17 protein-coding genes are annotated in these 23,995 nt (G+C 63.8%); 10 read left to right on the top strand and 7 right to left on the bottom strand.

Going from position 1 to position 23,995, the window contains the following annotated elements:
- Positions 1-4: 4 nt before the first annotated feature.
- Entirely contained in the window at positions 5-1,003 is a 999-nt protein-coding gene (locus J2Y68_RS13735) for a carbohydrate ABC transporter permease (protein WP_309994268.1), read from the bottom strand.
- Positions 1,003-2,340 carry an ABC transporter substrate-binding protein gene (locus J2Y68_RS13730; protein WP_309994267.1) on the bottom strand — a complete coding sequence of 446 codons (1,338 nt, stop codon included), beginning with the start codon at positions 2,338-2,340 and terminating at the stop codon, positions 1,003-1,005. Before J2Y68_RS13730 ends, J2Y68_RS13735 begins: the two co-directional genes overlap by 1 nt.
- A gap of 253 nt (positions 2,341-2,593) precedes the next feature.
- Between J2Y68_RS13730 and J2Y68_RS13725 the strand changes: the two genes are divergently transcribed.
- Entirely contained in the window at positions 2,594-3,619 is a 1,026-nt protein-coding gene (locus tag J2Y68_RS13725) for a Gfo/Idh/MocA family protein (protein WP_309994264.1), read from the top strand.
- Here the strand turns inward: J2Y68_RS13725 and J2Y68_RS13720 are convergent.
- Positions 3,616-5,064: a sulfatase-like hydrolase/transferase gene (locus J2Y68_RS13720; RefSeq protein ID WP_309994262.1), complete on the bottom strand. Its 1,449-nt coding sequence runs from the start codon at positions 5,062-5,064 to the stop codon at positions 3,616-3,618. The two genes, J2Y68_RS13725 and J2Y68_RS13720, sit on opposite strands and share 4 nt — an antisense overlap.
- Positions 5,065-5,216: 152 nt before the next feature.
- On the opposite strand from J2Y68_RS13720, the gene J2Y68_RS13715 reads away from it, so the two are divergent.
- Positions 5,217-6,404 (top strand): GntR family transcriptional regulator, encoded by a 1,188-nt coding sequence (locus J2Y68_RS13715; protein ID WP_309994260.1) that lies wholly within the window; start codon positions 5,217-5,219, stop codon positions 6,402-6,404.
- A gap of 32 nt (positions 6,405-6,436) precedes the next feature.
- Here J2Y68_RS13715 and J2Y68_RS13710 read toward each other — a convergent pair whose 3' ends face one another.
- Positions 6,437-8,809, bottom strand: coding sequence for a polysaccharide lyase 8 family protein (locus tag J2Y68_RS13710; protein ID WP_309994258.1), 2,373 nt, complete (start codon positions 8,807-8,809; stop codon positions 6,437-6,439).
- A 217-nt stretch (positions 8,810-9,026) separates the two neighbouring features.
- Between J2Y68_RS13710 and J2Y68_RS13705 the strand changes: the two genes are divergently transcribed.
- From J2Y68_RS13705 to J2Y68_RS13670, 8 genes are all read left to right on the top strand, one after another.
- Positions 9,027-9,614 carry a DinB family protein gene (locus J2Y68_RS13705; RefSeq protein ID WP_309994256.1) on the top strand — a complete coding sequence of 196 codons (588 nt, stop codon included), beginning with the start codon at positions 9,027-9,029 and terminating at the stop codon, positions 9,612-9,614.
- A gap of 65 nt (positions 9,615-9,679) precedes the next feature.
- Positions 9,680-10,666 carry a phosphodiester glycosidase family protein gene (locus J2Y68_RS13700; RefSeq protein ID WP_309994254.1) on the top strand — a complete coding sequence of 329 codons (987 nt, stop codon included), beginning with the start codon at positions 9,680-9,682 and terminating at the stop codon, positions 10,664-10,666.
- The gene (locus J2Y68_RS13695) at positions 10,663-11,808 is read left to right on the top strand and encodes a bifunctional glycosyltransferase family 2/GtrA family protein (protein ID WP_309994251.1); all 1,146 of its coding nucleotides are present in this window, start codon (positions 10,663-10,665) and stop codon (positions 11,806-11,808) included. The genes J2Y68_RS13700 and J2Y68_RS13695 overlap by 4 nt, the downstream gene beginning before the upstream one ends.
- Positions 11,808-12,494 (top strand): DUF4956 domain-containing protein, encoded by a 687-nt coding sequence (locus tag J2Y68_RS13690; RefSeq protein WP_309994250.1) that lies wholly within the window; start codon positions 11,808-11,810, stop codon positions 12,492-12,494. Before J2Y68_RS13695 ends, J2Y68_RS13690 begins: the two co-directional genes overlap by 1 nt.
- 23 nt (positions 12,495-12,517) lie before the next feature.
- Positions 12,518-13,279 carry a polyphosphate polymerase domain-containing protein gene (locus J2Y68_RS13685; protein WP_309994329.1) on the top strand — a complete coding sequence of 254 codons (762 nt, stop codon included), beginning with the start codon at positions 12,518-12,520 and terminating at the stop codon, positions 13,277-13,279.
- Between the two features lie 28 nt (positions 13,280-13,307).
- The gene (locus J2Y68_RS13680; protein WP_309994247.1) at positions 13,308-14,894 is read left to right on the top strand and encodes a carbohydrate-binding domain-containing protein; all 1,587 of its coding nucleotides are present in this window, start codon (positions 13,308-13,310) and stop codon (positions 14,892-14,894) included.
- Between the two features lie 201 nt (positions 14,895-15,095).
- Positions 15,096-15,596, top strand: coding sequence for a sensor histidine kinase (locus tag J2Y68_RS13675; protein ID WP_257369693.1), 501 nt, complete (start codon positions 15,096-15,098; stop codon positions 15,594-15,596).
- A gap of 108 nt (positions 15,597-15,704) precedes the next feature.
- A complete protein-coding gene (locus J2Y68_RS13670) occupies positions 15,705-17,888 on the top strand; it encodes a transglycosylase domain-containing protein (RefSeq protein WP_309994245.1) in 2,184 nt (727 codons plus the stop codon).
- A gap of 67 nt (positions 17,889-17,955) precedes the next feature.
- Here J2Y68_RS13670 and J2Y68_RS13665 read toward each other — a convergent pair whose 3' ends face one another.
- From J2Y68_RS13665 to J2Y68_RS13655, 3 genes are read right to left on the bottom strand one after another with little or no spacing between them, the layout of a single operon-like run.
- Entirely contained in the window at positions 17,956-19,719 is a 1,764-nt protein-coding gene (locus J2Y68_RS13665) for an FAD-dependent oxidoreductase (protein WP_309994244.1), read from the bottom strand.
- On the bottom strand, positions 19,716-22,688 hold the full coding sequence (locus J2Y68_RS13660) for an oxidoreductase (protein WP_309994242.1): 2,973 nt from the start codon (positions 22,686-22,688) through the stop codon (positions 19,716-19,718). The genes J2Y68_RS13665 and J2Y68_RS13660 overlap by 4 nt, the downstream gene beginning before the upstream one ends.
- A 2-nt stretch (positions 22,689-22,690) precedes the next feature.
- Positions 22,691-23,830 carry a Gfo/Idh/MocA family protein gene (locus tag J2Y68_RS13655; protein WP_309994240.1) on the bottom strand — a complete coding sequence of 380 codons (1,140 nt, stop codon included), beginning with the start codon at positions 23,828-23,830 and terminating at the stop codon, positions 22,691-22,693.
- Positions 23,831-23,995 lie beyond the last annotated feature (165 nt).

The raw sequence follows: 23,995 nt of genomic DNA, 5'->3' as shown, positions 1-23,995 counted from the left end.
TCCTTTAGAACTCGACGGCGTCGCGACGCATCGCGCGGCGCAGCAGGACAACCAGGACGGAGATCAGCGCCAGCGACAACACGGCGGAAGCCGTTGCGGCTCCATAGGCAGGCGTTGACTGTCCGGAGAAGGCGTTGACGTAGGTGTAGACGGCGGCCGTCCAGCTTTGGGTGGGCGGCACCCCTGCCCCGGAACTTCCACCGAAGACCCAGACGATCTCGAAGATCTTCACCGACGAGATGGTCCACAGCACGGCACAAGTGCCAAAGACATCCCAGGTCAGCGGGAGGATGACATACCGCAGCCGCTGGAATGCGGTTGCTCCTGCCAAAGCGCAGTCCTCGTAGTAGTAGGGCGGAATACGGTCGACGCCGGCCATCAGGATGGTGGTGAAGTAACCGGTGGTTGTGCAGACCAGGGTGACCATGATGAGCGGGAAGATGTTGTCCTGTGCCAGCCACTTGGGCGGGTCCGTCACCCCAAGGGGCGCAAGGAGGCTGTTGACCATCCCGCCAGGGTTGAAGATGAAGCCGGCCAGGACACCGAACACGAGCGCGTTGATGAGGTGCGGGAAGAAGATGACGTTGCGGACCACTTTCTTCCCTGCCATGTCCCGGAGGACGAGCGTCATGGCAAAAGCGAGAATGAAGATCGCGGCTCCCACCACGAACAGCAGCATCAGGGTGTTGCCGAACGATGACAGGAACAGCGGGTCCCGGAAGATCCGGCCGTAGTTGTCCAGGCCCACGAATTTCATGGGTCCGGATCCGGCCCATTTGTGGAGGCTGATCCACACTGCACCAAGGGCGGGAACGATGAACAGGACCGTGTACAGGACGAACGCCGGACCCACGAACGGAATCAGCAGCTTCTTGCGCTGCACATCGATGGAGCTTCCCGCCTGGCGGCCTTGAACTGATGACTTCCTTGTGGCCGGTCTCCGGGCCGCCGAATGCTGCAGTGGCGACTTACTGGCGCGGGCTTCTTTCAGGCCGACAGACATCAGCCGTTGTCCTTCCAGTACTGGATCTGGGCTTCCTTCATCTTCGCCACGAACTCTGCGGCTGTGGTCTTTCCAAGGAACAGTTCATCGTCCCTGGGGAAGAAGACTTTCTCGGTGTAACCGGGGAACGTCACGCCGTCGTTCTGCAGGTGCGTGGCCGGAGCGGCGTCGATGGCGGCTTTGACGCTTGCGACGGCGGGATCCACCGGTGCGTCCTGCCTCACCGGCAGCACCTTGGCGACCGTTCCGAGGGCGTCCTGGTACTTGGTGCCCAGCAGGTACGCCGCAAGTCGCTGGGCAGGAACCTGGTTCTTGGATTTTGCTGGAACTGCGAAGCCGATGAAGTCCACGCGGGCACTGGCTGGCTTGTCGCCGATGGCCGGGAACTGGAAGGAGGAGTATTCGAAGCCCGGGGCGGCGTACGAGCCGGTTTCGGTGGGCGTCCACGAGCCGTTGAGGATCAGTGCGGCGTCGCCGTTTGCCCAGAGCTGCTGTTGCGCCGGGAACTTGCTGGCGTTGTAGCCACTGTTGAGGTATCCGCCTTTAACCAGGGTTTCCACCTTTTGGGCTGCTTCAAGAACGGCAGGGTCGTCCCATCCTGCGCCGGATTTGTCTTCGGCGAGGGCCTTGAAGCTGCCAGCGCCTTTGAGCCGGAGCAGCGCGGTGACGAACCAGGTGGAGTTGTAGCCGGCGATGTCGCCGTCCGCGGCAATGGGTGCTGTTCCACCGGCCTTCAGCTTGTCCAGGACCTTAATAAATTCATCCCAGGTGGCGGGCGGCGCGGCTTTGAGCTCCGGGTGTTTGGCGGCATCGAACCAGATGCCGTCGGAGCTGATGCTGTAGGGAACCATCCAGGGCTGTCCGTCTTCTCCCTTGAAGACGCCGTTGCTGGTGAACTTCTCCGGGATCACTGAGCTGACGGTCTTCCCATCCAACTCGTACGAGTAGACGGACGTCAGGGGGCTGGCCTGCCCTGTTTCGCCGATCACCGGAGCGAGCTTGGCGAGCGTTCCGTCCACCAGATCCGGGACGTTGTTGGTGTTCAGCGCGGGGACGAGCTTTTCGGTGTTGCTTCGTCCCTGCCATTGGACGCTGACTTTGGCTCCGGTTTCTTTTTCGAAGTCCGCGATGGCAGTGGCGATGACCTTTTGCTGAGGTTCGCCGTCCTTCCACATTGACCAATAGTTGATGGTCTGGCCGGAAATGGACCCGGAAATATCCACGGCTTCGGCGGCCGAGGAGGCATCGGTGGCTCCGCCGCAAGCAGTGGTGGACAAGGCAAGCGCTGCACCCAACAGGGCGGCCAGCGGGCGAAGATGACGGGCTGTTTTGCCCATGGGAATCACCTTTCGAGTGAGGGGGAACCAGCCGGATGCGGTTCAGTGAGACGACTCTCACAGCCCCCGAAAGCAGGATTCAATGAGTATTTTGGAAAGTTTCGATGATGGTTTGGCATCCCCGGCGTACCCCGGGTGAGTCCGGCCCAATTAGGCATTTATTCCTCTTTCCAGGCTGCCCAACAATCGAGGAGACCTGCGCGGCGTTCCGATTGGACGAGCCCGCGCTCCGGCTCCGAGCTAAAGAGGGAAATTGATACGACTTGGAATCATTGGCGCGGGCGCCGTGGCACACTTCCATGCAGCATCCGCAGCGCGGATCGGCAACGTGGAGTTGGCCGCCGTCTGCGACCTGCGGCCTGAAGCCGCAGAGAGGGTCGCATCGCCATGGGGGGCTTCCGTCTACGGGGACTACCTGGCCATGTTCCGTGATGCCGGCTTGAACGCCGTCATCATCAATACCCCGCACGCCCTGCACCTGGAGATGGTGCTGGCCGCGGCCGACCACGGATTGCACGTGCTGGTGGAAAAGCCCATGGCCACCACCGTGGCCGACTGCGATCGCATGATTCAAGCGTGCCGGGAGGCCGGGGTGTCCTTGGTCATCGGGCAAATCCAGCATTTCCTCCCGGAGAAGCTGGCAGCCCAGGACGTGCTGGCCAGCGGCGAACTCGGCCGGGTCCTGATGATCCGCGACTACAGGACCACCGATTATCGTCCGGGAACCCGGCCGGACTGGTTCTTCAGCGAGGCCATGGCCGGTGGAGGTGCACTGATGAACATCGGCGGCCATTGCCTTGACCGCTCCATCTGGTTCGGTGGCGCACCCGTCGAATCCGTGAGCGCCTCTACCCTCAAACGCTTCGGCGTTCCCGTGGAAACCGACGGCGCCATTGCGCTGACCCTCAAGAACGGAGTCCATGTCAGCATCTCCGTGGTGTCCGACGCTGCCCAACGCCTGGACGAGATCCTCATCGTGGGTGAGTTCGGCACCCTGTCCTGCAGCCCACACCATGGAACCTTGGTCCGACGCGACGGCGTGACACGCACGGTATGGGAACCGCGGCCCGAGGACATTCAGGAGGGTTTCTTCCTGCAATTGCAGGACTTCATCACAGTGCTCAAAGGCGGCGTCCCCAAAGTCAGTGTTGAGCACGCCCGCCACATCGTGGAGGTAGTCCTGGCTTCCTATGCGGCCGACAAGACCGGCAGGCCCGTGCAGTTCGCGGAAACCGGCGAAGACATCAGCACCGCACGCACCCTGACCGAAGTCGGCTAGGACGACCCACCGGCTGCGTCCGTGCCATCCCAGTTGGGTGGGGTGAAAGCTCCCAGGGGATCATCCAGCACGGACGCAGTCTGGCCCGCCCCAGCCACGGGAAGCCAACTCCCGTCTAACCCGGGGACGGCGTGCTGCTGGAACCACTCCTGGAGCTGGGTACGCATGGCGGACACCCGTGCAGCGTGCGCGGGCTGGTCCACCAGGTTGGCTCGCTCGTCCGGGTCGGCCACAAGATCGTAGAGTTCATGCGGACCGTGCGGATACCGGTGCACGTACTTCCAGTCGGTGCTGCGGATCATCCGGACAGGACCGTATTCGTCAAAGACCACGACGGCGCGGTCCCCGGCCGCTGGTGGCAGCCCGCCTAATAGCTCCGCGAAAGACTGTCCCGGCCCGTCTTCGAAGGGGCCGTGGTCCACCCCCGCCAGCTCCAGGACGGTGGCCGCCAGGTCGTAGGCGGACAACAACTCCGTCACAACCGCGCCCTGCCGGATCCTGCCCGGGAGCGCGAAGATCGCAGGCACTTTGACGGAGGAGTCGTAGACGTTCTGCGGAAACGTCCCGTTGCCCTTCCCCCAAATGCCGTGGTGCCCGCAATTGAACCCGTTATCGCTGCTGAAGATCACCAAGGTGTTGTCCCGTACCTCGAGTTCCTCCAGCCGGCTGAGGATCGTCCCGATCCCGGCGTCCATGGCACTGACGGCGGCAAAGTACCCCACAAGTGCTGCACGGGTGTCCGCTTCGCCGCCGATCGGCACCCCGTCCACGGTGGGTGTCCACGGATGCAGTTCTTCCTGCGGGCAGCTGGAAAACCCGCAGTCGCTGTAGAGCTCCTCAAATTCCGGCGGATGTTGCCCCTTCCACGGCTTGTGGGGAGCGGTGTAGTTAAGGGCCAGGAAAAAGGGTTCGGGCTCTTGCGAGGCTTCGGCGATGAAGTCCAGGGCATCGCCGGTGATCGCGTCCGTCAAGTACTCGGTGACCGTTTCCCGGTGGCTGGTGCCGGCGTCGAACCTGTACATGACCGAGCGATCATACGGGCTGCCGCCGCCTTCCAGTGCGAACCAGTGGCTGAAGCCTTTCCGGGGAGCATCGTTGGCGCCAAGGTGCCATTTGCCGGACAGGCCCAAGCGGTAGCCGGCATCGGAGAGGTCATCAGTGAACAACCGCTGCCCCTGCAGGTAGTCGATGGCCTGCGGCCCGGTTTCGACGCCCGCCAGGTAGTCATGGACGCCGTGGCGCGACGGGATGTTCCCGGTCATCAGGCTGGCGCGCGCCGGGGAGCAAACGGGTGAGGCGCAGAAGAAGTTCTCCAAGCGGGTGCCGCGGGCGGCGAGGGCATCCAGGGTGGGCGTGTGGATCTCGGTGTTTCCGGCGCAACCCAGCGACCAGGCACCTTGGTCGTCGCTGAGGATGAAAAGGATATTTGGCTTCTTGTTGGACACCCTCCCATAGCTACTGGGCCTCGAGACAAGGAATCAATGAGCATTCCCCCTTGCCACGAAATACCCACAGGTTGGCGGCAATTACTCCCTGAATACTCTCTAAATCGTGGTGCATGATAAGAGAAATGTCTGGCCACAGGTGGAGATGGATCATGCCAAAGAGGAAACAGGAACCGGACTCAGGCGGAGCGCCTCTTCGCGACACCGCCAAGGCCAACTTGAAGTTCCAGGACTTGAGCGACGACCTCCGCAGGGACATCATCGCCGGGACGTGGGCCGTGGGGACCAAGCTCCCCACCGAGCAGCAACTCGCTGCAGAGACCGGCCTTTCCCTAACCACGGTGCGGAGGGCCTTCGAGGACCTTGTAGGCAAAGGGCTGGTGGTCAGGCGGCAGGGCGCCGGCAGCTTCGTCGCTGCACCCCAGCGCACGCAGAAACGCTCGAGGTTCGTCATCGGTGTCCTGCTCCCGGACACACAGCTCTACTACCCGCGCGTCCTCCAGGGGATCGAGGAACACCTCTCGGCCCGGGGCGCGAGCCTGCAACTGTCCACGTACCACTACGACTTCACCCGCGAGAATGCCAGCATCCAATTCCTCCTGGAGGCCGGAGTGGACGGCCTCATCCTGGTGCCAACGCTGACGGGCTTGGCCGATCCCCAGCAGCGCGTCGCCGAACTCATGGCCCTTCCCGTGCCGGTTGTCCTCCTGGAGCGGAGCCTGGACGACTTGGGGCCGGGCGACCTCACAGAACACGTCTGCTCGGATCACCAAGGCGGAGCGTACGACGCCGTCATGCACCTCCACCGCTTGGGTCACCGAAAGATTGGGCTGCTCACGCGGGCGAACGAGGCCGCTCGCAGCAGCAATCCCACGCAGGCTGCGGTCATCGCAGGGTATTCGGCTGCCATCGCGGCGTTGGGGTTGGAGACCGACAGGCGCATGGCGTTCAGCGCAACGAAACCGGAGTGGGAAGCCGACCAGGCCGAGCACATGTTCGGGCTGCTGGCCGGCAGTGGCGCCACGGCGGCGTTGGTCTTCGGAGACCGGGAAGCCGCTCTACTGGAAGGCGCTGCGTCCCGCCACGGGGTCCGCGTGCCGGAAGACCTCGCCTTGGTCTCCTATGACGACGAAATGGCTGACCTCGCCCGGATACCGCTCACGGCGGTTTCGCCCGCCAAGCACAGGCTGGGCGTCATGGCCGCCGATGTCTTGCTGCGTCGGCTGACCGAAGGCGACGCGTGTCCGCTCTACCAGATCCGGTTGCGGCCACGCATTGTTGTCCGTGACTCCTGCGGGGCGAAGCGTTGTGAGGCCCGCTCTGCGGCCTTTCGGGGCTAAATGGCGCGCAGAGCAGGCCCCACAACGAGGCTCTAGCGGCGTAGCGTGATGAGCTTTGTCTGGCCGCTGAGCCCGGCGGTATCAATGGTCAAAGTGCTCCGCCCGTCGGCGTCCGTCCCCAGGGTGCCCGCGCCCTCCAGCACGCTGGACCACGTTCCCTCCGGCAAGGTCAGGGTGAGGCTGGCAGCCTTCTGCGTCGGCTCGCTGACAGCCAGGCTCAGCTCATTCCCATGCCTGGAGAACACCACGCAGGCCGGACCCGACGCCCCAAGATCCCCTGCCATTCCGGGCTTCCAGAACGTTGCGGCCGTGGACTTCTCGGTCTTGAACTCCACACACTGGGCCGTTGCATCGTTGCGGATCACGTTGTACTTGTTTCCCTGCAATAACTTCCGGGTCAGGTCCACCGATGCTCCCGGCGCCACCATGTACGCATAACTGCCGGCGACAGGCCCAGCCCCGTGGTCCACGTAGAGGGTAGCGAAATTCCGCTGCTGCACTGTGGCGCTGCCGTTGACGTTGACCCCGGACCAACTGCCCGATCGGGTTTCCCGCAGCACGTGGAGCGGGGAATCATCGAGCATCGCGTACCCGCCGAATCCCTCCAGGTGCACCCAGCGCCCATCGCCCAGCACCTCAGCGCTGCCTGCCGTTCCAGCGATGGTGCCCGCCGCCGTCGTGAGTGTATTGCTGCCTTGGTGGAGATTGCGGTGGTCGACGATGGTTTCCACCCTGGCGACTGAAGCAGTGCTGATGTCCGCGCCGAGGCAAACGGTGACGTCGCCGCTGACAAACCAGGACTTCCGGGCGGACAGGCCCGTGCGGCCCGGCCCCACCAGATGCTGTCCGACGGCGGCAACCTCGCCCAGCGCTGTGGCTCCGCTCCACTCATTCGCGGGAACGGCGGCACCCCACTCCCCCTCCACCTTGTCCGGCAAGGGGGTGGTGTCCACCGTGGTGCCGGGCAAGCGCTGGTAGTTGGCCGTTGCCCAGAACGCGTCGTCGTACTGGCCGAGGTCGGACGTGTAGAAGTAGGTCATGCCGGAGCCGGTGTGATAGCCGCGGTTGTTCTCGCCGTTGCCGCATTCGTACCAGGCAATGCGGTTGCTGGACATGGAGAGCGACAATGCCCACCCGGGTCCGCGGTGCATGGTGCGGTCCATCGCAGGGAAAAGCTTGTGGCCGGTCGCTTCTGCCACGGGGGTGACACCCGTAGCTTGGAGTTCCTTGACCAGTGCCGTCCTGGGCACGCTTGCACTGTTGAGGATCGGTCGATAGGGATTGCGCACAATCCAGCCCGCGCACAAAACCCGCCATCGGGCGGCCGTCGCTGGATCCATGGCCCGTGCCAAGAGCAGGATGGCCTCGATAGCCGACGCCCCGAGATCATAGCCGGTGTTGGCCTCGCGGCTGATGCTCCTGCCACGAACGGCATCGGCCATCGCCCCGTTGATCATGACGGGCGCAAACGAACCCTCCACGGCGTCGAAGAAGATGCTGCGCGTTGGGTCGGAAACCTCGAACGCCGTACCTCCCAGCAAGGAGAACAATTTGGACAGTCCGGTGAGCAGGACAACTCCGTAGGAACCGGTGTAGGGAGTAGTGCTGTGTTGGATGAACGAGCCGTCCCGGAATATGCCGTCTCCGCTGGTCACGTACTGCCACACCTGGCTGAGTCCGGCCACTGCATGGTTGAGTTTGACCGGGTCTTCACCGGCCAAGGACCGGATGATGATGCCCTGGCACAGGTCCACGCGGTTTGCGCCAACGGAGGTGATCTTGCCGCGCTTGGGCGGGAACTGCAGCCACGGGTCGGGCACAAAATGGTCGATGGCCGCGCAGTAGGCAGTGCGCTCCGCTGCGGACAATTCCGCGTGCAGGAGCACCATGGCATCAGCGAGTGCCCGGGGTACGCCGATCTCCCAGGACCACCAGTTTCCTACTTCTTCCTTCCTGTCGTTGTAGCAAAGGGTGTTGGCATCGGCGAGGCCGGCCTTGATGGCGGCAAGGACCGCGGCGTCCCCGAACACGGCCGCCGTGGGGGTGGCCCAGGCCGTGGCCAGTTGGGACAGGCGGGTGTAGGTGGTGACCATTTCTGCGTCCTTGGCCAAGGACAGGTCCGTGAACACCGAGGTTCGGCCAGACGACGTGTTGAGCTTGGCCAAGGAGTCTGCGGCTTTGTTATTCAGGGCAGTCACGGCTTTGGCGAAGTCGGGGTCGCCGGCCTGGATGACGTTGCGACCCGTGATCTGGTCCACCCAACGGTTTCGCAGCGCTGCGAACTCCGCTGCGCCCGGTTCTGCGTCGGCCCACGCGTTCTGAGCGAACATCGAGCTGACCACTGCCGCCAGGGATAGTGCGCCGGCACCCTGGAGCAGGGTCCTGCGGGGGAATTGAAGTGACAAGGAGTGCTCCTAACACTCGTGGCTGGACAGGGTCCGACGTCCTTTGCCGGGTCCGCCACTGGCTTGGGTTGAAGTCAACGCGATGCCGAAGAGAGGAATAAAGCAGTACCTGGTCGCGTCCACGTCGCTGGAAACGTGCGAGACCGCTGGAACTTTCCGGCGAAGCCGCAGTGTTCCAGCGAAGTCGCGGGTCCCGCCCTTCGGTAGAGTGCTCCCCATGGATGACAAAGCGACGTTGCTCGGTTATTTGCGGCTCCGGAGGGCGGACCTGCTCGGCAAGGTGGAGAACCTCAGCGAGTATGACGCCCGCAGGCCCATGACTCCCACAGGAACCAATCTGCTGGGCCTCGTGAAGCATGTGGCCAGCGTGCAGCTGGACTATTTCGGAGTGACTTTCGGACGACCCAGCGGCAGGGACATGCCGTGGCTGGCTGACGACGCCGAACCGGACTCCGATATGTGGGTCCCTGCCACCGAGAGCCGGGAAGAGATCCTGGAGCTGCACCATTTTTCCGCGAAGCACAGCGACGAGACCATTGAGTCCCTCCCGCTGGATGCACCGGGCGTGGTGCCGTGGTGGTCGGACGAGAAGAAGAACGTCACGCTCCACCAGATCCTGGTCCACATGTGCGTGGAAACCGCCAGGCATGCCGGGCACGCAGACATCATCCGCGAGCTCATCGACGGCTCCGCCGGGCAGAGACCGGGCGATCCCAACATCCCCGGCCGTAACTCCGAGGAGTGGGCGGCCCATAGGTTCCGGATCGAGGAAGCAGCCCGGGAGGCAGACGGCCGGCACTGGTGAACCTTCACAGCCCACGCATACGTTGGGCAAATCTCCGGCGTAGCCTTGCTCCGTAGAAATGGGGCATGACTCCTCCACAGACCAAGAACCGTAAGGGCAGCCGGACCCGGCGCGCCGTCGTCTCCGCCGTTCTAGCGGTCACTCTCTCTGCCGGGGGTGCCGCCGCCTGGGCCCTGGACCGCTTCGTCATTCCGCACGCACAGATCACCAACGTCTCCGAATACGAAGCAAGCCAGGCCGGCACTACGACAAACAGCTCGACGGAGGGCACTTCCGCTGACACGGCCGCGACCGCCGTTGTCACGGATACCTCGTACACCTCTGGGGACACCGGCGTCACCATCTCAACGGTGACCACAGGCAGCGGTGACGATACCGTGACGTACTACGTTGCCGACGTCGTGCTTGATGACGCCACCACGCTGAAGTCGGCATTCGCCGAGGATACCTACGGCGAAAACATCACCGAAAATACCTCCGCCATTGCCGCGGACCACAACGCGATCTTCGCCATCAACGGTGACTACTACGGCTTCCGGGACACCGGGATCGTGATCCGCAACGGCGTGGTGTACCGGGACGAGGGCGCCCGCCAGGGGTTGGCGTTCTACAAGGACGGCACCGTCAAGGTCTATGACGAAACCACCACCACCGCTGACGAGCTCGTCGCTGACGGCGTATGGAACACACTGTCGTTCGGGCCGTCGCTGCTGGACAACGGTGAAATCGCCTCGGGCATTGAGGACGTGGAGGTGGATACAAACTTCGGCAACCACTCCATCCAGGGCGAACAGCCGCGCACGGCGGTGGGCGTCATTGACAGTAACCACCTGGTGTTCGTGGTGGTGGACGGCCGCAGCCCCGGCTACAGCGCCGGCGTCACCATGACCGGACTGGCCCAGATCATGAAGGACCTGGGCGCCACCACCGCCTACAACATTGACGGCGGCGGCTCGTCCACCATGTACTTCAACGGCTCCCTGGTGAACAACCCGCTCGGTGAAAACAAAGAGCGCGGTACCTCGGACATCCTCTACATCGCCCAGTCATGATCATCCTGATACCGGCGTACGAGCCGGACCACCAGCTCACTTCCCTTGTCCGCAGTCTTCGGGAAGCCGATCCGTGGCTGACCATCGTGGTGGTTGACGACGGTTCCGGGCCTGACTATAAAGAAACGTTCGACGACGCCGCGCGGCTTGGGTGCCATGTGCTCAGTTACGCCGTAAACGGCGGCAAGGGACACGCCCTGAAGAGCGGCTTTGCGTTCATTGCCGAACGCTTTCCCGGCCACGATGTGGTGTGCGCCGACAGCGACGGGCAGCATGGTGTGGCGGACATCCTGGCAGTTGCAGACCGCGTCCGTCGGGTCACCGCATCAATGGTCCTTGGGTGCAGGAACTTCACCGGCGACGTCCCGGCCCGCAGCAAATTCGGCAACACCGTGACGCGCTGGTTGTTCAGGCTGGCCACGGGACAGCAGATCAGCGACACACAGACGGGACTGCGCGGTTACCGTGCCGACATGATTCCGTGGTTGCTGACCGTCCGGGGGCAGCGGTACGAGTATGAACTAAACCTCCTGCTTGAATCGAAACAGGCAGGCTACGGGATCGACACCGTGGACATTGCCACCGTGTACGTCGACGACAACTCCGGATCGCATTTCCGTCCCGTCGCTGATTCGGTCCGGATCTACGCGCCGCTGCTGAAGTTCCTGGCGTCCTCCTTCTCAGCGTTCCTGGTGGACACGGTGGTCTTTCTTGTCCTTAGTGCGGCTACAGACTCGCTGCTGTTGGCGGTAGTCGGCGCACGTGTCATCAGTGCCGGCATCAACTTCATGGTCAACCGGCGACTGGTGTTCGAGCACGGCAGGGACACGTCGTTGCGGGCTGCCGTCACAGGGTATGTAGCCCTTGTCCTTGTGCTCCTGTCGGCAAACTACGTCCTGATATGGGCTCTGACGTCCGTGGCAGTTCCGCAGTTGCTGGCCAAGCTTGCTACTGAAATGACGTTGCTGGGCATCAGTTACGCCGTTCAGCAGCGTTTCCTGTTCGGCCGCGGTAAGCGTGCCGAGCCAACGGAAACCGATCCCACCGAAACCCATATCCCAGCCTTGGTCCCGGCACAGTTTCAGCACAGCATGACCGGGAAAAGTGGAGACCAATCCCCCAAGAGATTCCGGAGTAACTGATGAACACCATCATTCTTATCGCGGCAGATTTGGCCGCCATCGCCATTCTGACGCTCGCCCTCTACCTCCGCCGGCACCGGCGCCGCGACCTGGTGGTGTCCTACTTGGGCATGAACGTTGGCGTCCTGGCCGTGGCAACGGCGTTGTCCGGATCAGCTGCCGGTGTTGGCTTGGGACTTGGCCTGTTCGGAGTGCTGTCGATCATCCGGCTCCGGTCAACGGAACTCGCCCAGCACGAGGTGGCCTACTACTTCTCAGCCCTGGCTCTGGGCCTGATCGCGGGTATCGGCGTCGAACCGCTCTGGCTGACCCTGTCCCTCATGGCGCTGGTGCTCCTGGTGATGTTCATCGGCGACAACCCACGGGTCCTGCCGGCCTACCGTCACCAGACCGTAGTCCTGGACCGCGCCATCAACAACGAGCCCGAGCTCTACGCCCGGCTGGAGGAGGTTCTCAACGGCACTGTCCATTCGGCCACCATCCAGGAGCTGGATATGGTCAACGACAAGACGATCGTGGACGTCCGTTACGCAGTCCGCCCCCAGCAGCAGCCACAACCCCCGCAGCTTGGTTTCCACCAGCCTGCCGGCGCCCTCTCGCCCGCACCTCAGGAACTGCCAGCGCAGCCCGGGCCGGCAGCGGCGCACACCCAGCAGTCCGTGCCCTCCTCGGCCGGTGTAGCGTGAGCCGCGTCGATGCCGCACCGATCATGCCGCAGCTGGGCGGCCTACCCGCCGTCGGACTTGAAGAACTCACCACGGAAGCCGCGCTACTGACCCGGGTCGACCGAAAGTACCTGGTTCCGTCGGCGACGGCCCGCCAGATCCTGAGCACGTTCAGCACGGAGGCCCGGGTCCTGGAAATGGACGGGAAACGCACCTTCGCCTACGACTCCGTCTACTTCGACACCCCGGGCTTGGACAGTTATCTGCTGGCCGCCCGCGGCAGGCGTCGGCGCTTCAAGATCCGCACCCGTACCTACGTGGACAGTGCCGTGAGCTTCCTGGAGGTCAAGACCGAAGGGGCGCGCGAGGCCACCGTCAAGGAACGCATCCCGTACGAACCGTGCGACCGGGACCGGCTGACCGATGAAGGCCTGGCCTACGTGAACGAGACCTTGGCGGCCACGATTGGAGATGTCACCTTCAGCCCCTTGGAGCCCGTCCTTTCCACACGATACGACCGCACCACTTTGTTCCTCCCCGGGTCCGGTAGCCGTGCCACCATCGATTCCCACGTGACGTGGCAGCGCCCCGATGGGCAGCCGTGGATCCTTGACGACGCAGTGGTGGTGGAGACGAAATCCGGCTCCGCGCCCGGTCCCCTGGACAGGCACCTCTGGGCGCACGGCGTCCGGCCGTGCCGCATCTCGAAGTTCGCCACCGGCATGGCCGCGCTCCACCCGGAGCTCCCTGCCAACCGCTGGAACCAAACCCTTCGGCGCCGCATGCACCTGCGCCCCATCAGCTAGCTCCCCTTCAGACCTAAGGAAACCCACCATGCGCTCCTTCCGCACGTCCCTTTCCGTTGCCGCCGTCGCGTTGGCCATCTCCCTGGCCGGGTGCTCCACGGCCGCCACCAACTCCCCAGGCACCACTGGCACGTCCACCACGACAACCGCCACCCAGCAGGCAGTCACAGCCGCCACCATCGGGGAAGACACCCACTACGACAGCGACGACCTCACCTGGGATGCCGCTACCGAGGTGGCAATCAGCTTGTCCGACGGCGGCAGCAAAGTGACGTCGACGTCCTCCACCGGCGTGGCCGTGGACGGCAACACGGTGACCATCAGTGCGGCAGGAACCTACCGCCTCAGCGGCTCATTGAGCGACGGGAAGGTCGTGGTGGCAGCGGGCGATCAGGACACCGTCAGGATCATCCTGGACGGCGTTGAACTGGGCAACGCCACCGGCTCGCCGTTCGTGGTGCAAAGCGCTGACGAAGCGATTGTCTACCTGGAGGATGGCAGCGCCAACACGGTGACGGACGCCACCACGTACGCGGATCAAGGCGACGACGCCCCCAAAGCCGCGCTCTACTCCATGGCCGACCTGACCATTGCCGGCCCCGGATCCCTCAGCGTCAACGGCAAGTACAACGACGGCATCGTCTCCAAGGACGGGCTGGTGATGGCGTCGGGCAAGGTCACTGTTGATGCTGTGGACGACGGCATCCGGGGCAAGGACTACACGGTCCTGCTGGACGGCGCGTACCAGGTGACCGCCGGCGGGGACGGCGTCAAAGCCGACAATGAAACCGATGAGGGTCGCGGGTGGCTGCTGGTCAGTGGCGGGGCGCTCACCGTGAAAGCGGGCGACGACGGTGTGAAAGCCTTTAATACCTTGACCATCGGCGGCGGGACGGTCACGGTAGCTGAGTCGGAGGAAGGACTCGAAGCACAGCACATCGCCATCTCCGGCGGCGATGTCACCGTCACCTCAAATGACGACGGCGTGAATGCTTCCGGCAGTTCCACCAGCACGGACGCGGGCACGGCTGGGGGCACGGCTGGGGGCGGAATGGGCGGACCCGGCGGCGGCGGAATGGGCGGCGGTGAAACCGTGGGCGACTACTCCGTGGACGTCTCCGGCGGCACCCTGACCATCAATTCCGAGGGTGACGGTCTGGACTCCAACGGCAATGCGACGATCTCCGGAGGCACCGTGGTGGTCAACGGGCCCACCAACGACGGCAATGGAGCACTGGACGTGAATGGCGAGCTGACCGTCACCGGCGGGACAGTGGCTGCGGCTGGCAGCGCGGGAATGGCCGTGACCCCCGGAACTTCTTCCAGCCAATCCGGAGTGCAGGTCACGTTCAGCTCCTCGGTGGCTGCGGGCACTCCGGTCCACATTGTTGACACGTCGGGGACAGTGGTGGCCACGTTTGTGACCAGCAAGACCATCGCTTCTCTGGTGTACTCGTCGTCGGCGATCTCGGACGGTGGTACGTACACGGTCTACATAGGTGGCAGTGCTGACGCGAAGGCCGGCCTCACCACCGGTGCCATCGACGGAGCCGAGCAGCAGGGCACGGTGACAGCGGGCCAGTACACCCAGTCGCAAGGCCCTGGCCGCCGCTAGGCTTTGTGTCTTCAAGCGCCCGACGGCGGCACTCAAGTGCCGCCGTCGGGCGCTGTTATGCGACAGCTTCCACCGGCGCAAGTCCGCCCCGCAAACTTGATACGAACTTGAGCTAATCGAAAAGGTTCCTTGATACATCAGCGCCACGCTGGAAGCAGTCGAAGCACCAATACACGGAGTCTTCGGCAACGAATTTCCGGTATGAATCACAACGATGTGGGGGACCCAATGGACCAGTCAGCAGCTCTCAGTGAGGTGATGGCCGTCAAGGGCATCATCCAGGATCAGCACCCCGTGGATTTCTACGCGCTGGGTGTTGCGGGATGCATCGACCGGCTGGCCGCTCCGCTTCGCAGGGCCGGTGTGACAGTGCATTGGCACACCCCGCACCACGGAATCGAGATCTCCTCTTCCGCGGCGGCCCTTTTGTATCACGTGGCCCAGGAAGCGTTCAGCAACACCCTCAACTACGCAGGAGCCAGCGAGCTCACCATCCGCCTGAACGCGGTGTACCACGGCATCCAGCTCACTATCACCGATGATGGCAGCGGCTTCGAAATCCATGCAGCGCCCAGCGGACGTCGCCACGGTTTTGGGCTCCTCATGATGTCGATCGCAGTGCACGACGCCGGCGGGACAGTGGACATCGACTCCGAGGTTGGACGGGGCACCAGCGTGAGGGTCACCCTTCCTCTGGATTGAGTCCTATTTGGGACCTTATTTAGGCTTCCACCCCATGGATCGGCGGCAGTGCCGGACGTATTCTGTACCTACTTTTCAGCCTCATGTCCCTACGGAATGGCATCGAAAATGGCGCGGAACAAGGGTCGGAAGCCAGCTCTCGGAAAGGTCCTGCTCAGGATCTTCGGTTTCTTTTCCGTGAGCATCCTCTGCGGCGTGCTGATCTCCGGGTTCGTGGTGCCCGTAGTCGCCTTCACCAGCACCACGGTGGGTGGATCCATCGGGTTCTACGAGAGCCTGCCCAGCGAACTCAACGTCGACTCGCCGTCCCTTTCCAGCACCGTTGTCACGGCGGACGGCCAACACATTGCCACCTTCTATGCCGAGAACCGGGTGAAGGTTCCGCTGGAGGAAATGTCGCCGTTCATCCGGGAAGCGATCGTCGCCATTGAGGACAGCCGGTTCTACGAGCACCCTGGTGTGGATGCCCAAGGCATCATGAGGGCGCTGACCTCAAACCTGACCAAGGGAACCCGTCAGGGAGCTTCCACATTGACGCAGCAATACGTCACCAATGTGCTCAACGAGTCCCGGCTGTCGGAGGGGAAGCCGGAGGATGTTGTCCTCAGCGGCGAAAAGACAATGGGTGACAAGCTGCGCGAAATCAAGCTGGCCCTGGAACTGGAAAAACGGTTCAGTAAGGACCAAATCCTTGAGGGCTACCTGAACATTGTCTTCTTCAACCGGAACGCCTACGGCATCGAGGCGGCGTCGCGCTATTTCTTCAGTACTTCCGCCAAGGACCTGACCCTGCCGCAGGCCGCGTTGTTGGCCGGGCTCGTGAACGGCCCCAGTATCTATGACCCCACGGTGGACCCGGAGGCAGCGCTGACACGCAGGAACCTGGTGCTGGACCGGATGCTGGAGCAAGGGAAGATCACTGCCGTGGACCACGGAGTTGCCGTGGCAACACCTGTGGAGCTCAACGTCACGCCCTCGATGCAGGGCTGCGCGGGAGCCTCCATCGCCACGTACTTCTGCGATTACGTTTCGCATCTCATCCTTAACAACGAGGCGTACGGTTCCACCTTGGAAGAACGCGAGCGGCTCCTGTACCGCGGCGGCCTCACCATCACCACCACGCTGGACAGCCGCCTCCAGGCCGCCGCGCAAAAACAAGTCGACGCCTCGGCCGGGGACAATCCTGACAAGTGGGGCGCGGCCATGACCACGGTGCAGCCCGGCACCGGCAAAATCCTTGCCATGGCCCAGAACACCGTGTTCGTTCCGGAGGAAGGAAAGTACGATACCCAGCTGAACTTCAACGTGGACGCCAAGGACGAAAACGGCTACGACCTCAACGGTGCGGGGGGCTTCCAGCCCGGGTCAACCATGAAGCCGTTTATCTATGCGGAGTGGCTCAATGAAGGCAAGAACCCCACCGCAGTGGTTGACGCTTCCCGCAGGGTCTACCCCGTGGGCTTCCCTTGGCGTGACAGTTGTGGAAAGGTCCTGGGAGGCTATAGCACCGCCCAAAAAGCGGCAAACCTCGGCGCCGATGACGATCTGCAAAACAACGATCCCGGCTATTACCGCCCGATGCCCATCAACTATGGCCTCTACAACTCGATCAACACGGCCACGTTCGCTACCGCCGCCCAACTGGATTTCTGCGGTATCCAGCGGATGGTGGACACGGTGGGCCTGCACAGTGGCTTGGATAACGCACCGGTCAACATGCACCAGATCGGCAATCTCCTCGGCTCCATCGGTGTAGCGCCTGTGGTGCTGGCCAGCGCCTATGCCACGTTCGCCAACGACGGTACCTATTGCGCCCCCATCGCCATCACCGAAATCACAGACGCGCAGGGGCGGCAGTACGAGGCGCAGGAACCGGAATGCCGGGATGCCGTCAAACCCGCTGTTGCCCGTGGAGTTAACGCGGTGCTACAGGACGTGCTGAAGATGGGTTCCGGCGTCTACATCGAGCCCAAGGTGCAGAGCCAGGTCCCTGTTGCAGCGAAAACGGGAACCTCGAACAACAACGGAGCCACGTGGGTGGCAGGCTTCACGACGGCGCTGGCCACGGCGTCGTTCTTCGGGGATACCTCGGCGGGCCAGCAACGGGCAGGCCAGAACGTCACCATCAACGGCAAGTTCTATAAGTCGCTGGACGGCTACATGATCGCCGGTCCGCAGTGGGCCAACTACATGATGGAAGCCACTGCCCTCTATCCCAGTGGTCCCTTCCCCGCGCCGGCTCCCCCTCCACCGCCCGCTCCCGTTACCACTGCGCCCGCAGCTCCCCGGTAGTAGCTCCCACCTCGTTGCGAGGCCCGATCTGCGGGGTTCGCGCCCTCCATACCCTGCAGAGCAGGCCTCACAACGCCACGCGCTCTTCCGCGCACGTGCCGTCGTCCTCATACGTGTCCACGCCAGCGAGGTCCCGCCCGGCGATGTAACCGAACGTCAGCGCGGGACCGAGGTTGATGCCGCCTGCCGGGTAGTGGCCGCCCATGACGTTGGCTTGGTCGTTGCCCGCAACGTAGAGTCCCTGAATCGGCTCACCGTGGAGGTCAAGTGCCCGTGCACGCCCATCGGTCTCAACACCGGCAAAGGTCCCGAAGCTGCCGGGAACCACGCGTACCGCGTAGAAGGGGCCCTTCTCGATCGGGCCAAGAGACGGGTTGGGCTTGTTGCCGGCATCTCCGCCGTACCGGTTGAAGGCGGTCTCGCCCCGGCCGAAGTCGGGGTCGACGCCGGCACGCGCGTTGGCGTTGAATCTGGCCACAGTTCGGCGCAGACCGGCCGGGTCTATGCCGCATTTCTCCGCCAGCTCCTCGATTGTCCTGCCTTTGATCAGGTATCCCGAACGCAGGTACGGGAAAAGGGGTACGGGCAGAGGCTTGGCCATGCCCAGCGGGAACCTGCGGACAAAACGGCTGTCCGCGATCTGCCACGACTCCACGGCCTCGCCTTCGGGCGTCGCGGCGAAAAGTGCCTCGACGTAGTCGTAGTAGCCGTTGGCCTCGTTCACGAACCGTTGGCCGTCCGCACGGACACCGATGCTGCCCGGCTTGGCGCGGTCCATGATGTGCGGGAACACCCCCGTCCTGCCGTTGCGGTACGGCACCAGGGACACCGGACACCATGCGGCCGGTGATTTCACCGCAGTCTTGAAGCTGGCCCCCACCGACTGGGCCAGGTTGATGCCGTCGCCGGTGGTTTCCCGCGGCGCAAGCGTCCAGTGCTCACGGCCCGTTGGGGTTTTGGGGAACAACTCCTTGCGTCGCTGCACATCGTTGGGGAACCCACCGGACGCCAGCACGACGCCGCGACCCGCGTTGATCTGCAGCTCACCTTCCACCGAACGTACGACGGCGCCTGTCACCTTGCCCTCTTCGTCGCTGAGTAACGCTGTGGCTGGCGTGGAAACGCGGATGTCGACGCCGAGGGCATCCGCCGATTTCATGAGCCTGCCGGTGAGAGCTGTGCCGTTGACCAGTTGCATGTTGCGGCGATGGGTCAGCAGGTCCAACAGGTGGAAGCCGAAACGCCAGCCCGCATGGAAAAGCCCTTTGGGATTTCCCCGCGATGCCGAGAGGAATTTGCCCAGGTCCGGGCCGGCCATGATGCCCATGCCGAGGAACGATGTTTCGTACAGTTGGTGCCGCATCTTGGCGCGCACGGCGGGCGTAATGGCGCGGGCGTTCAGCGGTTTGGGCCCAACGGATCGGTTGCCTGTGCCGGCGCCGGGCAGCTTGCCGTAGATGTCGTTGATCTTGCTGCCGGGAACAAACTGCAGGGATGTTTTTTCGTGGAAGAAGCCCACCATGTGTGGAGCAGCTTCGAGGAATGCATCCACTTTGTCGGCCTGATAGTCGTCCCCGAGGACCCCGCGGAGGTAGGTTCGGAAGGTGTCCTTATCCTCGTTGACGCCTTCCTTCTTGGCGAGGGGATTGCCCGGCGCCCAGGCCCAGCCGCCGGACCAGGACGTTGCACCGCCGCACACGTCGGCTTTTTCCACCACGATGACTTTCAGCCCGTGATAGGCGGCCGTCACTGCCGCTGAAAGGCCTCCGGCCCCTGAGCCGATCACCAGGACGTCGCAGTCCACAGTAGGCAGAGGTTGCTTGGTGTTCATTTGGTGCTCCCGGTAAGTGCTGCGTTGTTGATTGTGAGGGTGCTGAGGACAGCTCCGGCTGCCGCTTTGAGGTGCTTGGCCCATCCGGATTCGCCCAGTGCCGCGACCCGGCTGTCCGATGGGGTTTCGACGCTGACCGCAGTACCCGCGGGGAACGCAGCTACGAGGGACGCAAGGTCGAATTCGCCTTCTCCCGGGACGCCGCGCTCGGAACGGGACTCCTTGACCAGTCCCTCCCTGTTCCCTGGCGGTGATGAAGGTCCGTCGCAAAGTTGGATCAAAGGAACAAGATCCGCAGCGGCAGCAAGCTCATCCAAGGAACCCCCGAAACGGTTGATGTGGAGGGCGTCCACCACGATCTTGCAGCCCGCCCGGCGAGCCAGCGCTGCCGCCTGCGGTATGGAACGGACTGCCTGGTAAGAGATGGGTTCCAAGGTGGGCACAATCCCATAGGCCTTGCCATCCAGGGTCATCTGGGCGAGGTGGTCACCAAAGCGATCAAGGTCTGGGTCCGCGCATGCCACCGTCAGGGTCGAGGCTCCCAAGGCTTGGCCGGCCTCCATCATCTGCAGCCACGCCTGGCGCTGATCAGCACCGTTTTGCAGCCCCGTTCCGTCCAAGAGCAGGAACTCGATGTCTTCAACCGTGATCCCTGTGTCAGCCATGCGGGCCAGGGTTTGGCGAAGCATGGGCGAGCCCGGCTGAAGGTCATAGGGGCGCTCCGTAGCAGTGACCGGCCGGACCCGCGCGCCAATGAAGTCGAATCCTGCCTCGGCTGCGATGGTCACCAGGTCCGGAGGCGCGATACCCACCAAGGAAAGCTGGGCCAATCCGAGCCGCCGTGGCTGAGCCCCACCAGTCTGTGCCCCGAGTTCGCTGGAAGCATGCGACTTCGCTGGAAAGCTCCGGCGATCTGGCACCGTTCCCGCGAACTCGGCTCCCGCGCTCCCACTTCCGGCCAACGCGGCGGCCATGCGTTGGGCTGCGTCGTACCCACTCTTAACGGCGTTGGACACGATGGCCGGAGCTGTATCAACAACAGTTCCCGCCAGCGCGACCGGTACGGACGCAGCCAGGCTTAGCCCGGCTTCCCGTTCCTCCAGCGAGATGGAACCATCCAGCGGCAGCACGGAACGCGAAACCAAGAGCTCCCCCGGCGCGTCAATCCATTGGTCCTCAGCACCCGCTCGACTGATCCGGACCCGAGTACCGTCGAACTCCTCGATAGTGCTGGACAGGAAGATCCGCACCTTGGGATTGGCCTCAAGCCGCGGCACGGCAAGGATCTTGGCGCGGCGCCCCGACTCAGGAGCCAGCGCATCCTGGGGACCAACAATCAGCACCGCCGTGCCCAGGGAAGCGAGGGTGTCCGCAACAGTCATGGCCACGGAATCAGCACCCCAAATGGTCACAGCCTCAGGAGGGACACACACGGAACCCGGCTTACCGGCGTCGAGAATGTCCGGGTGCGCGGCAAGCCAGGCCCTGACATCCAACACCCGCGGCGAGTCGGCTCCGATAAACCCTGGCGTCGGCCGATGCCCACCGGTTGCGATGAGCACGGCATCGGCGCCGAAGTCGCGGGCCAGCTTACCGGCGTCGGAGGTGCCCACGTGAACTCCCAAGCGAACCTCAACACCCAGACGCTCGTTTTCCGCGCTGGACCAGTCTGCAAAGCGGTGGAAGTCCGGCGTCGATTTCATGCGCTCGGCGAGCGCGAACTGCCCGCCCGGCCGGACGCCGTCGTCCATCAGCGTCACGTTGGCTCCGGCTTCGGCGAGTTCACGCGCGGCGGTGAGGCCAGCCGGGCCTGCACCCACCACCAGCACTTTGGCTCCGGAACGAACGGCCGGCGTTGGAACCGGGACTCGTGAACGCCCAACCGCCGGGTTGACCGTGCAGGTGACCTGACCAAGGCCAAGGTTATCGATGCACACGTTGCACGCGATGCACGGACGGTAACGGTCGCTGCGCAGCACCCCGCCCACGAACGCGGGATCGGCATGGATGGCACGGGCCAGGCTCACGAAGTCGCAGGTGCCCTGAGACAGGACTTCCTCAATGATCTCCGGCGAATTCAAACGCCCAGCCATGCCCAAGGGGAGCCCGAATTGGCGGTAGGCCTTGGCATAATCGGCCAGGATTCCGGGCTTCCACTCCCCTGACTGGACGATCCATTCGCCGGCGTCGTAGCTGCCCGCGGAGATGTCCAGGAAGTCGAGCTTCTCCAGGTGGGCTTTGGCGATGATGGCCACTTGCTGTTCAGCGCTGATGCCGTCTGCCGGGCCTTCCACTACCGAGACGCGCATGCCCACGATCGTGTCCGGAACAGCCTGCCGAACGGCGTCGATGACCAGGTTCATGAAGAACTCCGGCGCCGCGAACTCATCCGTGCGGTGGTTCGAAATGGGCGACATGAACTGGTGAATCAGGTATCCGTGGGCACCGTGCAGGTTGATGACGTCGAACCCGGCGGCAACCGCGCGGCGGGCCGCAGCCCCATAGGCTTCCACCAGTTCGTAGCACTCGGCGGCGGTGAGTTCCCGCGGAACCTCTCCACCCGCCGTCGGGCATGGAACCGGCGACGGCGCGAGGTTCTTGAAACCGGAAACTGCGGCCTGCGCGGTGCGGCCGCCGTGATTAAGCTCGACGGCGGCGAGCGCACCTTCGGCGTGCAAGGCGTCGGTGAGGCGACGCAGTCCGGGGATCATGTCATCGGTGTGCAGGCCAAGCTGGTGGGTACGGCCCTTGCCGTCGGCCCGGACGTACGTGGCTTCGGTGGTGACCATGCCGAGTCCGGCTTTGGCGCGTGTCACCAGGTAGTCGATGTATTGCGCGGTGATGTAGCCGCCCGTGGTGCCATAGTTGCGCTCCATGGGGGCTGAGGCCAGGCGGTTGCGGAGTGTCTTGGGGGTGCGGCCGTTGCGGCCAAGGGTCACGGGTGTTCCGGCGATTCTTGTCAGTGCCATGGTCAGCCAGCCACCTTCTCGCGATCCCGGAGCCCTGGTATCGCCTGGTGCGCGGGATCAACAGGCGCGAAGCGGACGGGTTGGCCAGTGCGTGAGGACTCGTACACGGCAAGGAGAATGCGGAGGGACTTCAACGCGTCCTTGCCCGTGATGGCCGGTTCCGTCCCGCTTTCCAGCGACTGGACGAAATCCTGGACCTGCAATTTGTGGAACGGAATCAGCTGGCCGTTGATGGCGGACAGATCGACGTTCGGCTCCACGCCTTCCGGGTGGACAGGTTCGACGACGATCCTCTCGCCCACCGCCCACAGGTCCAACCGGCCATCGCTGCCTTCCGGGAACTCCGTCAGGGAAGCCGAGGCGCCTGTTTCGCCGGTGATGCGGAGCTGGATCCCAAGGTTCGGCGATACAGCGGTGGATGCCTCCAAGGTAGCCATGGCACCTGCGGTGAAGGTGATCACCGCCGTCGCGGAATCCTCTACCTCTATGTAGTCACCGTGGAGGTAGGTGTTGACCTTGCCATAGACCTCGGCCACGTCCCCCAGATACCACTGGAGGAGGTCGATCTGGTGTACAGCCTGGGACATCAGGACCCCGCCGCCGTCGCTGTCCCAAGTGCCTCGCCAGGCGTCGCGGTTGTAATAGTCCGGTGCCCGGTGAAGCATGACCGAGCATTGCGCCATGATTGCCCTACCCAACGTGCCGTCGTCGATCGCTTCGCGGATTTTCTGCGAAGCCGGCCAGAAGCGGCGCTGGAACAGGACACCAAGTTGGACTCCCGCTTCCTCGCAGGCTGCCACCATGCGCTCGGCGGACTCCAGCCTGGTGGCAATGGGCTTCTCACAGAGGACGTTAACACCAGCGGCCGCGGCCTTCAGGACCACTTCCTCGTGCGTGGGGTGCGGCGTGCAGACGGAGATGATGTCCACATCCAGCGCCAGGAGCTCATCCACGCTGGTGAGCGCGTTGGGGATGTCCCAGGCAACAGCTGTGGCCCTTGCTCTGTCCGCATCCACGTCGCAAACGCCCACCAACTGGACGTTGTCCAAAGCCTTGAAAGATTCCAGGTGGTTGCGGGAAATGGCGCCGCAACCCGCGATTCCAACGCGGAAGGTGCGGGTTGCCGGTGCTGGGGAAGTCATGGGGTATCCAACTTTCGGGACTGGGTGGTTGCTTGGATGGTTGAGCCCGGGTGCCGGGCCAGCGGGGGCGGGGACGGGTGCCGGGCCAGCGGGGGCGGGTGCCGGGCCAGCGGGGGCGGGTGCCGGGCCAGCGGGGGCGGGGACGGGTGCCGGTGCCCGGGGCAA

This window comes from Paenarthrobacter nitroguajacolicus, from assembly GCF_031455195.1.
Taxonomy (GTDB): Bacteria; Actinomycetota; Actinomycetes; order Actinomycetales; family Micrococcaceae; genus Arthrobacter; species Arthrobacter nitroguajacolicus_D.
Note: the sequence above shows the minus strand (reverse complement) of the source record. Positions and strands in the feature narration are given on the sequence as shown.

Bases quoted from the DNA above. Each gene is read 5' to 3' on its own strand.
- J2Y68_RS13705 (WP_309994256.1), top strand. From the start codon at position 9,027: ATGGATGACAAAGCGACGTTGCTCGGTTATTTGCGGCTCCGGAGGGCG.
- J2Y68_RS13655 (WP_309994240.1), bottom strand. From the start codon at position 23,830: ATGACTTCCCCAGCACCGGCAACCCGCACCTTCCGCGTTGGAATCGCG.
- J2Y68_RS13715 (WP_309994260.1), top strand. From the start codon at position 5,217: ATGCCAAAGAGGAAACAGGAACCGGACTCAGGCGGAGCGCCTCTTCGC.
- J2Y68_RS13690 (WP_309994250.1), top strand. From the start codon at position 11,808: ATGAACACCATCATTCTTATCGCGGCAGATTTGGCCGCCATCGCCATT.
- J2Y68_RS13660 (WP_309994242.1), bottom strand. From the start codon at position 22,688: ATGGCACTGACAAGAATCGCCGGAACACCCGTGACCCTTGGCCGCAAC.
- J2Y68_RS13735 (WP_309994268.1), bottom strand. From the start codon at position 1,003: ATGTCTGTCGGCCTGAAAGAAGCCCGCGCCAGTAAGTCGCCACTGCAG.
- J2Y68_RS13695 (WP_309994251.1), top strand. From the start codon at position 10,663: ATGATCATCCTGATACCGGCGTACGAGCCGGACCACCAGCTCACTTCC.
- J2Y68_RS13665 (WP_309994244.1), bottom strand. From the start codon at position 19,719: ATGAACACCAAGCAACCTCTGCCTACTGTGGACTGCGACGTCCTGGTG.
- J2Y68_RS13700 (WP_309994254.1), top strand. From the start codon at position 9,680: ATGACTCCTCCACAGACCAAGAACCGTAAGGGCAGCCGGACCCGGCGC.
- J2Y68_RS13730 (WP_309994267.1), bottom strand. From the start codon at position 2,340: ATGGGCAAAACAGCCCGTCATCTTCGCCCGCTGGCCGCCCTGTTGGGT.
- J2Y68_RS13675 (WP_257369693.1), top strand. From the start codon at position 15,096: ATGAATCACAACGATGTGGGGGACCCAATGGACCAGTCAGCAGCTCTC.
- J2Y68_RS13680 (WP_309994247.1), top strand. From the start codon at position 13,308: ATGCGCTCCTTCCGCACGTCCCTTTCCGTTGCCGCCGTCGCGTTGGCC.
- J2Y68_RS13670 (WP_309994245.1), top strand. From the start codon at position 15,705: ATGGCGCGGAACAAGGGTCGGAAGCCAGCTCTCGGAAAGGTCCTGCTC.
- J2Y68_RS13685 (WP_309994329.1), top strand. From the start codon at position 12,518: ATGCCGCAGCTGGGCGGCCTACCCGCCGTCGGACTTGAAGAACTCACC.